Origin of the sequence: Enterococcus sp. AZ088 (assembly GCF_051714845.1) — a bacterium.
GTDB lineage: Bacteria > Bacillota > Bacilli > Lactobacillales > Enterococcaceae > Enterococcus > Enterococcus faecalis.
The window spans coordinates 116,471-128,915 of record NZ_JBIOSQ010000001.1 but is presented as its reverse complement, the minus strand read 5'-3'; the positions used below and the strand labels follow the sequence as shown (position 1 = coordinate 128,915).

The 12,445-nt window shown below is 39.4% G+C and carries 11 protein-coding genes; 7 read left to right on the top strand and 4 right to left on the bottom strand.

The genetic code is table 11. From position 1 onward, the window contains the following. Positions 1-13: 13 nt before the first annotated feature. Both IGL17_RS00545 and IGL17_RS00540 read right to left on the bottom strand, forming a co-directional pair. Positions 14-622: a class I SAM-dependent methyltransferase gene (locus tag IGL17_RS00545; RefSeq protein ID WP_002356162.1), complete on the bottom strand. Its 609-nt coding sequence runs from the start codon at positions 620-622 to the stop codon at positions 14-16. 14 nt (positions 623-636) lie between these two features. Then, a complete protein-coding gene (locus IGL17_RS00540; RefSeq protein ID WP_002383835.1) occupies positions 637-1,224 on the bottom strand; it encodes an SGNH/GDSL hydrolase family protein in 588 nt (195 codons plus the stop codon). A 154-nt stretch (positions 1,225-1,378) separates the two neighbouring features. Between IGL17_RS00540 and coaA the strand changes: the two genes are divergently transcribed. From coaA to IGL17_RS00505, 7 genes are all read left to right on the top strand, one after another. Continuing rightward, positions 1,379-2,302, top strand: coding sequence for a type I pantothenate kinase (coaA, locus tag IGL17_RS00535; RefSeq protein WP_002361524.1), 924 nt, complete (start codon positions 1,379-1,381; stop codon positions 2,300-2,302). 311 nt (positions 2,303-2,613) lie between these two features. After that, the gene (gene guaA, locus IGL17_RS00530) at positions 2,614-4,176 is read left to right on the top strand and encodes a glutamine-hydrolyzing GMP synthase (protein ID WP_002356158.1); all 1,563 of its coding nucleotides are present in this window, start codon (positions 2,614-2,616) and stop codon (positions 4,174-4,176) included. 138 nt (positions 4,177-4,314) lie between these two features. After that, positions 4,315-4,602 carry a hypothetical protein gene (locus IGL17_RS00525; protein ID WP_016618562.1) on the top strand — a complete coding sequence of 96 codons (288 nt, stop codon included), beginning with the start codon at positions 4,315-4,317 and terminating at the stop codon, positions 4,600-4,602. 102 nt (positions 4,603-4,704) lie between these two features. After that, positions 4,705-6,573: a C39 family peptidase gene (locus tag IGL17_RS00520; RefSeq protein WP_016618561.1), complete on the top strand. Its 1,869-nt coding sequence runs from the start codon at positions 4,705-4,707 to the stop codon at positions 6,571-6,573. A gap of 9 nt (positions 6,574-6,582) precedes the next feature. Then, entirely contained in the window at positions 6,583-6,960 is a 378-nt protein-coding gene (locus tag IGL17_RS00515) for a hypothetical protein (RefSeq protein ID WP_016618560.1), read from the top strand. A 166-nt stretch (positions 6,961-7,126) separates the two neighbouring features. Beyond that, positions 7,127-7,672 (top strand): ATP:cob(I)alamin adenosyltransferase, encoded by a 546-nt coding sequence (locus IGL17_RS00510; RefSeq protein WP_002385445.1) that lies wholly within the window; start codon positions 7,127-7,129, stop codon positions 7,670-7,672. Positions 7,673-7,686: 14 nt separating this feature from the next. Continuing rightward, positions 7,687-8,130: a MepB family protein gene (locus IGL17_RS00505; RefSeq protein ID WP_025193385.1), complete on the top strand. Its 444-nt coding sequence runs from the start codon at positions 7,687-7,689 to the stop codon at positions 8,128-8,130. Between the two features lie 49 nt (positions 8,131-8,179). Here the strand turns inward: IGL17_RS00505 and IGL17_RS00500 are convergent, their stop codons facing one another. Continuing rightward, the gene (locus tag IGL17_RS00500) at positions 8,180-9,448 is read right to left on the bottom strand and encodes a RidA family protein (protein WP_016618558.1); all 1,269 of its coding nucleotides are present in this window, start codon (positions 9,446-9,448) and stop codon (positions 8,180-8,182) included. Between the two features lie 427 nt (positions 9,449-9,875). Beyond that, a complete protein-coding gene (locus IGL17_RS00495) occupies positions 9,876-12,383 on the bottom strand; it encodes an EndoS/ChiA family endoglycosidase (RefSeq protein WP_016618557.1) in 2,508 nt (835 codons plus the stop codon). Positions 12,384-12,445 lie beyond the last annotated feature (62 nt).

The following is a 12,445-nucleotide window of genomic DNA, read 5'->3' as shown; positions in this document are numbered from 1 at the left end:
TGGCGGTTCTTTTTTACTCTGCTTCTTTAACACTTCGTAAAATATAATAGCCTTTGTCTTTTGTCACAATTTCAACATTGCCAAATACTTCAGCCATTTTCTTTTCTGCACTAGGTGCACCTTGTTTCTTTTGAATAACCACCGTTAGTGTGCCACCAACTTTCAACAACGGAAAAGCCCCTGTTAAAATGCCATGGACAACTTTTTTGCCTGCACGAATGGGCGGATTGCTAACAATCGCCGCGTAGGTCGTTTCGTTTAAGGTTTCATACACATTGGAAGAATGGATATCCACAGTAGTAATTTGGTTGCGTTGGGCGTTCATTTGAGCTAGCCCAACTGCCCGTTGGTTGACATCCACCATTTCCACCAGTCGACCAGTCGCCGCTGCTAAGGACAACCCAATTGGTCCATAGCCACAACCAACATCTAACAAACGGCCTGCTGGTAAATTTTCCCATTCAAAGGCATCAATCAACACACGAGAACCATAATCCACTGTTCCTCTTGAGAAGACCCCACTATCGGTCGTAAACTGAAAGGTCCGACCACGTAATGGAAAAGACCAGCTTTCTAAATCATGTGCTAATTCTGGATTTTCTGTATAATAATGATTCGCCATTTTGTTCTTCCTATCTATGCTTGTTTTGGTTTTAGTCTACCTTTTATTTCTCGAACAATCAAGGCACCTAATAATTCATAGCCCACTTGTGAAAAATGCAAACCATCTGCTTGTAAAAATTCATCCGTTCCAGGATAAACAGTCATCGCTTTATACAAATCAATAACTGGCAAGTTATGTGCCGCTCCGACTTCTTGTGCAACCTTGACCAATTCCTTGATACGCGTTTGTGGACGTTCTGGACGTCTGCCACTATCCGCATATGGTGGTGTAATTAAAATCACCTTTTCTGAACCAATTTCGTGAATCATTGTTTCAAGGTTTTCTCTAAACGTGGCTACTGTTATATTTCGATCCAGTGACGCATCATTGGCGCCAAAGAAAATCACCACCTCATCAGGTTTCTCAATTAGTACTTCTTTATTTAATCGTTTTAAACCATCCTCTGTTGTATCGCCAGGCATTCCAGCATTAATAACGGCCACTTCTTCTAGACCCATCGCAGCAATATCCCGTTTCACTAAGTCAACAAGAACAGGTGAGACGGCTTCCTCTAAATAACCAGCAGTAATGCTATCACCAAATAATACAATTTTTCTCATGGCTTTTCCCCTCTTTTCTAACAGTTTTCTCTTTTCATGATACCATTTTCATCATAAATTGGCGAAGAAGGGAATTCTTTTGTAAAATCCTGTGTTTCCCTTGTGAAATTATGGTAAAATGTACAAAGATTGAACAGGGTTTGGTGGAGGAACAATGGACGATAAAATGAATTACTACCCAATTTCCAGAGAAGAATGGCATGGGTTTTATCATGACGGCAAAGCACCGTTAACCGAAGCAGAATTGGATAACATTAAAAGTGTGAACGACCAAATTTCACTAAAAGATGTACAAGAAATTTATGTACCCTTAACGCATCTTATCCATTTATACATGAAAGAATTTGAATCGCTAACACTTAGCAAAGGATTATTCCTACATGAATATGTCTCTGTACCACCATTCATCATTGGAATTGCCGGCAGTGTCGCCGTTGGTAAAAGCACCACCGCTCGTCTTTTGCAAAGAATTCTGGCCCGAACGTTTAAACGAAGAAACGTTCAACTCATTACAACGGATGGATTTTTGTATCCCAATAAAGTGTTAGAAGAACAGGGAATGATGGACCGAAAAGGGTTTCCTGAAAGTTATGACATGGAAAAGCTAATTAATTTCTTAAACGAAGTCAAAAGCGGCAAAGACGAAATTAAAGCACCCGTCTATTCTCACAGTGTCTACGATGTTATCGAAGGCGAATATGAGTTGATTCAACAACCAGATATTCTGATTGTTGAAGGCATTAACACCTTACAGTTACCCGCCAATCAACAAATTTATGTGAGTGATTTTTTTGATTTTTCTATTTTTGTGGATGCCGATCCAGCCTTAATTGAAAAATGGTACCTAGAACGTTTTGGGGCCTTATTAGATACGGCTTTCTTAGATCCTAATAATTATTATTACCAATATGCAATTGGCAAACGAGAAGATGCTTTCGCCATGGCACGGAATGTTTGGAAAACCGTGAACTTGCCGAACTTGGAGGAATATATCTTGCCAACGCGCGGACGTGCGGACATTATTTTGCATAAAACGGAAAATCATTTGATTGACCAAATCTATCTACGTAAATATTAAGGGTTGACGAGCTAAGAAATATCCTGTATCTTTTGTAGAAATATCCTTGAAAATTTTCAGCAGAATGCATGACTTTCAAGGAGTAAAATGTTTTAATAAGTATAGCTAGACAAAGAAGAGTACGGAGCAAAAGTGAACCACTTTTTAACCGCCTGATTCTCGGCTGTTTGAAAGTAGCCCCTGCGGAATTAAGCCAAAATTTTCTAAAAATCGTAAAACAATTTTTGAAAATCCTTTCTTAATTCTTGGTGCTGACCACTTTTTAACCGCCTTTTCTTTAGATAAATTTAAATGGATAAGGGGTAATAGACGTGACTAACGTTGCCGATTTGACATCTGTCGAAAAAATTATTGTTTTAGACTTTGGTAGTCAGTTTAACCAATTGATTACTCGTCGTATTCGTGAATTTGGCGTATTCTCTGAGTTATTAAGCCACCGAACTACGGCAGAAGAAATTCGCAAAATCGCGCCTAAAGGAATCATCTTCTCAGGTGGACCAAACAGCGTGTATGACAAAGATGCTTTTAGCATTGATCCAGAAATTTATGAGTTAGGAATTCCCATTCTTGGCATCTGCTACGGTATGCAATTAATGACTCATAACTTAGGCGGAAAAGTAGAACCTGCCGCAAACCGTGAATACGGAAAAGCAGAATTAGAAATCCTTGGTGATGCGACATTATTCCAAGGAACACCTGCGAAACAAACCGTTTGGATGAGCCACGGTGATTTAGTAACAGAAATCGCTCCTGGATTCGAAAAAGTTGGGACAAGCAACGACTGTCCAATCGCTTCTATCGAAGATGCCAACCGCAAATTCTACGGCGTACAATTTCACCCAGAAGTTCGTCATTCAGAATATGGTAACGACTTATTACGTCACTTTGCTTTTGATGTGTGTGGCTGTACTGGTGACTGGAGCATGGAAAACTTCATCGATATGGAAGTCGCTAAAATCCGTGAACAAGTAGGCGATAAAAAAGTCTTACTTGGTTTATCAGGTGGCGTTGACTCAAGTGTTGTCGGCGTGCTTTTACAAAAAGCCATTGGCGACCAATTAACTTGTATCTTCGTTGACCATGGATTATTACGTAAAGGTGAAGCAGAACAAGTAATGGAAAGTTTAGGCGGTAAATTTGGCTTAAACATTATTAAAGTAGATGCGAAAGAACGCTTCTTAAGTAAATTAGCAGGCGTTTCTGACCCTGAACAAAAACGTAAAATCATCGGTAACGAATTTGTGTATGTTTTTGATGACGAAGCAACTAAACTTGCTGGGGAAGAAGGCGTTTCATTCCTAGCACAAGGAACTCTTTACACAGACGTCATCGAATCTGGTACAGAAACTGCGCAAACAATTAAATCACATCACAACGTTGGTGGTCTTCCTGAAGACATGCAATTTGAATTAATTGAACCTTTAAATACATTATTCAAAGACGAAGTTCGTGCCTTAGGAACTGAACTTGGCATGCCTGATGCAATCGTTTGGCGCCAACCATTCCCAGGACCAGGATTAGGTATTCGTGTGCTTGGTGAAATTACAGAAGATAAATTACAAATTGTTCGTGATTCAGATGCTATCCTACGTGAAGAAATCGCAGCAGCTGGCTTAGATCGTGACATTTGGCAGTACTTTACTGTCTTACCTGGCATCCGCTCAGTAGGCGTTATGGGTGACGGCCGTACCTACGATTACACAGTCGGTATCCGTGCTGTGACTTCTATCGACGGCATGACCGCTGACTTTGCTCGTATCCCTTGGGATGTTTTACAAAAAATCTCTGTGCGCATCGTGAACGAAGTTGCACATGTAAACCGTATCGTGTACGATATTACTTCAAAACCACCTGCAACTGTGGAGTGGGAATAACAATCAACCCGCTAGAAAACCTATTTTATAGGTGTTTCTAGCGGGTTTTCTTTTGTGTTATCACACTTCCCTCCCACCATTCTCCATTTTTCCTTTGCTCCACCGCCCTCAAAGTCCTATAATTTAATCATAAGAATAGTGGCTATTAATAAAATTCATCAATTAAATGGTTTTGTTGTCCTCTTCATAGGAATTTTTTTACTTCGTGCCCAAAAATTTATTTCTGAGCCCCTTTCGTACCTTTTTTCGGGTATTCTTTTGCTTATTGTTGCGTATTTAATACTCGTGAAAAAAATGAACTTTTTCTCAAGTTTGCTCACTGTTACCGATCAACCTTCTTCTGCCCAACAACGATTGGGTCAAATCTCTGGTCTTGTCAGTTTATTGATTGGTTTACTTCTAGTAATTTTTTCAGTCATTTTATAGACACTTTTTCACTATTGTTCTTATAAAAACAAGACGTTCTTGTTTGGCCTTTGACGTTGTCGTATACTATAAATAATAAATAAGCTATGAAGGAGTAAATTAATGAAAAAAAGTGTTATAACTAGTTCTATGTTAGCGGTTTTATTGTCGGGATTTCTCGTTACCCCTATTTCTGCTTACGCTTTGGAACGCTCTAAGGGAACTACTGAAGAAACGGTGGCTTCAGAAACATCTCTAACGGAGCAACAAATGAGTAGCGGTGTCACTGAAGAAATGAATCCAAGCATCATAAATTCTCAAGAGGAAACAGAAACAACTTCCACTTCCTCAACCTCCGATTCTACCACTGAAGTTTCTACATCAGAAGTAACAACTGTTAATGATACAGAAAATAGTAGCGACGATACTGAAACTACTTTGGAAACATCACAAAGTAATGAGGACACACCTGTAGCACCGGCAAAAGCAGAAGAAAAAGTTCCTGATATTAATTATCAGACACATATCCAAGACATCGGATGGCAAGGGGTTGTCAAAAACGGGGAAATATCTGGGACTAGCAGACGCTCTTTACGTCTTGAAGGAATTAAAATGAATATTTCAAATTCAGATTTGGCTGGATCTGTAGAATATAGAACACATGTCCAAGAAATTGGGTGGCAAGGATATGTGAAAGATAATCAATTGTCTGGTACAAGCGGAAAGTCTTTGCGGCTCGAAGCGATTCAAATTCGCTTAACTGGAGAAATAGCTAACGCATATGATGTTTATTATCGTGTGCATATAGAAGATAAAGGTTGGTTGAATTGGGCAAAAAACAGTGAGTCCGCAGGTAGTCAAAGCGCCGCTAAAAGATTAGAAGCCATTCAAATTAAATTAGTGAAGAAGGGCGAAGCGGCACCTGAAGGAAATGGAAAAGCCTTTTTAATTGGAAATGAAGCAAAACGTCCAGATGAAATCAAACCAAATGTCAATTATCAAACACACGTGCAAGAAATCGGATGGCAAGGGTTTGTTAGAAATGGTGAAAGCGCTGGTACTAGTGGAAAAAAACTACGATTAGAAGCGATTAAAATCAATCTTAGTGATGCTGCTTTAGCCGGAAATATAGAATATTCGACACATGTTCAAAGTATTGGTTGGCAAGAGAAGAAAAAAAATGGTGAGTTATCTGGTACTAGTGGGAAAAAATTACGTTTGGAAGCGATTAAAATAAACCTATCTGGAGATGTTTCCAGATATTATGATGTCTATTACCGTGTTCATATCCAAGATAAAGGTTGGTTGAATTGGGCAGCTAATGGTGCACCATCTGGGAGTCAATCTGCATCTAAACGATTGGAAGCTATTCAAATCAAAATAGTTAGAAAGGGTGAAGCGGCTCCTAAAGGATCTGGAAAAGCTTTTTTAGTTGGCGATGAAGCTCGCACACCAGCAGAGATAGCAAACAGATTACGTGCAGAAAGATTAAAGAAAAAACCTTATTATTATTCTCAACGTGACCCACAATGGATTAATACTTATATCGGAAACTATACCATTGGCGCAGCAGGATGTGTTCCAACAAGTTTATCTATGATTTTAAGAGGCTCTTACGGTTATAATGTAAATCCTGTCAGTGTTGCAACAAGAATGGCTTCTTATGGTGGGTTAAATCAAAGATACTTTGGCGCTTCTGCAACTGATTTAGTGATAACAGCTCAATCATATGGCCGTTCGATCAAAGTTATTAATGATGTAGCTACATTAAACGCCTATCTTTCTGAAGGATATCCCGTTATTTTATATCAAAATGTTGGGATTGGACATGCTATTGTCGTTCATGAGTACAAAAATGGTTACACTTTAACCTATGATCCATACGGTCGCCAGTTTTACTCAGGTTGGGTGTCAACGCAAGCACTTTGGAATACCCCGTCAAATGATCCAATTGATTGGACAGAAGGCCGACCATGTTTCGTTATTTTATAGGAGGATATAATGAAAAAAAAACTTATTGTACTATTGTTAGCCTTATTTTTAACGGCATGTAGTAATAATACTGGAGAAAAAAATAGCGACGCTTCATCTACTGAAGTATCAACTAAACAGCAAACTACCCAGTCTTCTAAAAAAGATAGTAGTAATCCGGACACAACACCAACTTCTACATCATCTATAACAATTGAAACAACCGAGAATTTAAAGAATAGAGAATTGAATCCAACAGATGATGTTTCAAAAACTAGACGACAATTGTATGAACAAGGAATTAACAGTTCAACAATTACGGATAAAGAACTAAAGGAATATATATCAGAGGCTAAAGAACAAAAGAAAGATGTCATTGATTATATTAAACAAAAAATAAATCAATAAAATTATCTCATATTGATTCCCCCTTGACTCTCCCTTCACTCTTGGCTATGATTACCTTAGCAAGTACAATGGTGTACTGTGAACAGTCGAGCAACGGCGCTCAAAAAGATTGGCTTTCGTGCATTCTTTTTGAGGGCTTTTTATTTTTAGAAAGTAGGGAAATTGAATGGAAAAAATGTACCGCAGTCCGTATGAAGCGTACCCGTATCTATCTTCTAAACCAGAAGATTTACGATGTGATTTTGAATTAATGACTGATGAATTAGCCTCGATGACAGGTCTTCTACGAGGATATGTGCAACAATTAGACGTCCCTGAACAGCCTGCACTAACAGAAGAACTAGCCAAAATTTGCGAGTTAATCTACCATGTCAATCCAACGACTCGAACAAAATTAACAGTCACAGAGGAAGAAATAGCCTGGCTTTTGGAACGTGTCAATGCTATGAATGAACTGACATACGAAGAAAATCGTCCTTTTGTTTTACCGATGGGCACAATCTGTTCCTCTTATGCACACATTTTAAGAGCCAAAGCCAAAGATATTGTTCGTTTACTTTATCGCATGGACTATGGTGGTAAAAAAATTGATCCGCAGCTGTATGATGTAGTCAACTTACTCTCAGGTTACTTTTTCATGTTAGCTTTGTACCTAAATCAGCTCGAAAATGGTGAAGAAGTTCCCTTTGTTTCTCGCAACTATTCTATTTAATTTGGAGGAAGATGATGAATTCATTACCGATACTTGAAAAAGCAGTGGGCGCGATCACGCTGCTTTCCGAAGAACAACAAAATGCCGAATATGAAGGCTTTTTATGCCAAGTTAATGAATCGCAACAACTTATCCGCAGTCGCTTAGCCAAAAAAACGCCGAAAAAAGAAGGCTATTTTGTAGCCTTCTGGGAAAAAAATCAACAAAATCAGAACGAAGCCTTTGATGCAACGGAAGCCCCTGAAATGTTAGCAATTGTCATTGCTGATCAAGAAAAGCAAGGTCTCTTTCTTCTGCCAAAAGAATGTTTAATCCAACAAAAAATTCTCAAAACGCACCAACAAAAAGGCAAAATGGCGGCCCGTTTTTATCCTTCTTGGTGCCAAACCCTTAATCAAACCGCGAAAAAAACACAAAAATGGCAACTAGCTTACTTTACTGATTTATCTAAATACTAAAAACGTCAGCTGGCTTCAGAAGCCAGCTGACGTTTGTTTCTTCTACTGTTTAACCAATTGGTGGCGTACCTTCTGCGTTCCCAGCAATCGCTTCGATTTGAATCTGAGCACCTTTTGGTAAATCCGTCACACCAATCACTCTTCTGGCAGGCGTGCCTTCAGGGAAGTACGTTTGGTAGACGTCATCTACTGCCGCCAGCTCTTCAATCTCTTTCACAAAAATATTCACTTTCACCAGATCAGCTAAGCTGTGATCCACACTTTCAATAATCGCTTTGATGTTTTCTAAGCATTGCGTCGTTTGTTCCTTGATTCCGCCAGAGACTAACGCATTTGTTTTAGGGTCCAATGGTAGCTGAGCTGATAGATGGTTGTAATGAGAAAAAGCAACAGTTTGTGTCGAAAATGGACACTTCGGTGCGTAATCTGTATTATTTGCTTCAATAATTAATCCATGTCGATCTTCAATCGCTTGTGGTGGCGTACCATCCCCATGAGAAACCACCGCTTCTACTTGCACCGCCGCGCCCATTGGTAAATCAGCAACAGCAATCACTGTTCGTGCTGGCATGTAATTGACCGTACGCGCAATTCCTGAATCCGGGAAAAAAGCGGCATATACTTGATTGACAGCTTCTAGCTTAGATAAATCTTTTAAATAAATATTGACCTTCACAATATCATCAAAAGGCACATCAATACTGGTTAAAATGGCTTTTATGTTTTTCAAACATTGTTTTGTTTGCGTTTTAACACAGCCAGCCACAACTCTGCCCGTTTGAGGATCTATAGGCAATTGTGCAGACAGATTGTTATAGTGAGAAAACGCGACCGTTTGACTAGCTAGAGCATCAATTGGTGCCTGAACAGTCTGATTTGTTAATTTAATTAAATCCCCAGCTTGAGGTGCATTAGGGATAGTTCCTTCCCCATTTGAAACAAGTGCCTCCATTTGAACAGAAGCGCCTAACGGCAAATCTGCGACGGCGACCACTGTTTTAGCTGGATAATAATGGGTAAAAAAGGCCGCATAGACCTCCTCAACTGCGGCAGCATCCCGCATATCTTTGACAAAAATGGTCATTCTGACAATGTCACTCATCACATGGTTGATACTTTCAACAACCGCTTGGATATTTTTCAAACATTGTGTCGCTTGGGCCCGAATGCCACCTTCTACCAATTGTCCAGAGGTTGGCTCAACAGGTAACTGTGCTGACAAATGATTATAGTGGGAAAATGCGACTGTTTGGGTTGCGAGAGGATGCTTTGGTGCACGCTCTGTATTTCTTGCTAAGACGATATTTTCATTACTCATAACTCTACTCCCTTTTTTAGCATTCCAACAAAATGATTCCGCTTACATTTTCAAGCATTAAACTTCCAACAAGCTCCTTTTTATTTTCCTGCTTTTCTATTAATGGTGATAGCTTTCCACCACCACTTCTTTCAGTCTACAATAAGAACAGGAACATTTCAATAAGGCATTCCTAAATTGATTGTTGGCCCTCAAACAAATCTTCTTCCGTTAAAGAAGGCTGAGGTCGGGAAAGAACCGTTTAGCTCCGAGAAATAAGAAGAAATTTCCGAAAATTGCTCTTTAATTTTTGGAGAATTTCGGCTTATTTCCGAAGGAGTTGGTTCTGTTCCCGCCGTTTATCAGGTTTTGATCCTGGGACAAAAATCCAAAGTGATTTTTGTCCCAGGATCAGTCTTTATAGATAACTCGTTAGCTTTAACTAGTTTTATTTAACCACCATATACTCACGATAATTTTCCGAGAACGTATCCATTAGCGTATAAATTCGTTCAAAATCATAGTCACGACGAGGGTCATCATACCAAACACATTGAATACTTCCAATGATTGGAAGATTCGGGCTACCTGCTGGCACATCTGTAAATGCTTTTTTCGACATATTTGCTAAAGCATCGTCATATTGATAAATGCCAGAATCAACATTGCCAGCTACCCAATACCACGCATCATTGGTATTAAAAATTTTGTGTCCTTTTTGAACAAAGTACTCAGGTTTGGCTACGTCATATCCGCTCCAACCGGCTGTCCAATAAGAAATAATAATCTCTGGGTCAAATGTACCGAAAGAATCGTCGCTGTTGTAATAAATGCCATCATTGAAGCTCATTGGCTGCATGCCCGCATCTTTAATTATTTTAGCTAAATCATTCGCATAAGCGACAAAATCTTTGTAGCGCCCAGAAGATTGCAGTTTTGCCCAACCGCCTGTGTCGACATCATTTGCATACTCATCGCCACCAAAATTGAAAATTTCACTATGCGCGGAAAAATAAGCCACGTACTTACTGATAATCGCCTTTGTGAAATTCACTGCCTTTTGGTTCCCTAAATCTACTGTTCGTTTTGAGCCATCAAAAGCGGGATTTTTAATCGCTAGTTTTTCCATGGCCACTAACAAGGCATCCATATGTCCTGGACTGTTAATCACGGGAATGATGTTGATGTTGCGCGCTTTCGCAAAAGCCAACAACCGATCCATTTCTTTTTGTGTTAACGCGTTGCCATTAGGATCATTGTAATATGCGTTGTTGCCTCGTTGGATTGCTTTTGAAACCCGGTTGTGGTTGTATTTTTTACCATTCACATTGACCGACATATCATCCAAGATAAACCGTAAGCCATCATTTCCTAAAATTAATTGGACATCTGTGTACCCATTTTGACTGGCTTTGGCCACTAATTCTTCCAGTTGCTCCACGGAAAAATATTTTCTTCCTGCATCAATGGAAAAGACACTTTTTAAAGGTTGTGTTTGTTTCTCTTTTAAATTATCCAAAGCTGTTTGGACCTCCGTTTGCCAAGTAGTCACTTGCGCGGCTGTATACGTTTTTCCCGCAAGTTCTGTTGCGACTGTCTCTTTTGTTGTTTGTAGTGCTTGAATCGTTTCTGGTGTATAGCTTTCTGCCTTTTCAATGGCTGCAACTGCTTGATCCAACGCACGATATAAAGTGGTTAAGTCAATGGCTAACAGGCCTTTTTCTAACTCAGCATCATAGGTATTTGAAAGCCCTTGGCCATAATCGCCACCTAAAATAGCTTTATTCACATCATAAAGCGTTGTTGCTTGTGTCACTGCTTCTGCGGCTTTATTTTGTGCTTCAAGGTCTGTGTTGGCGTAGCTAATTCGTTTTAAATAGTGTTGCGCAGCCGCTTGCATCTCTGCAAGAGAAACGCCTTTACTCTCTGCAATGGCCGTTTTTGTCCAAAGCAAATTAGAAGGTTTTATCTGATTTAAATCGTCTTCATTATAGGTGCGACCATCGCGATCTAAGGCATAGAGGAACATGCCCCCTAATTTATTTTCATAAGAATAACGAGCTACTTTATACATGTTACTTTCCATATACGGCTCTTTTGTGTCATACCAGCGGTTGCGATCTTGCTCTTCTGGGAAAGTTAATCCTGGAACAAATCGTTCCCCATTGAGAACCGGACTTAAATTATTTAATGCTCGTTGCGTGCGTTGGTCATCGCTACCATACTGTTGATACGCGAGAAAATCGAAACAGTCACTGACATCTTGTAAAGGTGGTAAATATTCTGCATTGGTATCATACAAAAATGGACGATCCGTTCCCGACTTCGGTCCAATGTATTTTGATAATGCATGAATGACCCCATTAGATAAAACAATATCTTTTTCACTTGGACGAGTTTCCATGTCAATATCTAACCCATCAATTCCTAAATCATCGACAAATTTGGTTAACAACTCTTTCGCATAAGCATCAAATTCTGCTTCTGTAGGCGTTGTTCCTGCGTAAGGAACTTTTAATAGCTCGCTGTAATCAATCCCTCGAACTAAACGAACACCTCGTGCATGTAATGCTGGCGCATACTCATTTTTTAACGTGTCATAAAATGGCTGTGCAAGTGCTTCTTGTCCTTTTGGCACATAACTAAAGACATTCACAATGTCAATACCATAAGGAATATCGTGCATCGTTAGCCAATTTTCATCTGGCAATGTTGTATTAACTCCTTGCATCGTTTTGTCACGCCAGGCCCGATAATAAACCATAAAATGTTTCTCTTGGGTCGGCTCATTGGCTTGGCTGATCATTGGTTGATGAAACAGACTAAATAAGATAAACGCCAAGCCAACCAATAACGAAAGACCCAGCCAACTGACAATTGTTTCTCTGTTTTCTCCTTTTCTTGTCGATAAATTGTTCCCCACTTTGAACACCATTCCTTTCTGCACTCCGTTCATTTTTGTGTATCCACCTAAAAAGAAAGCGCATACACAACCATCAATAGAATAACAAAAAATAA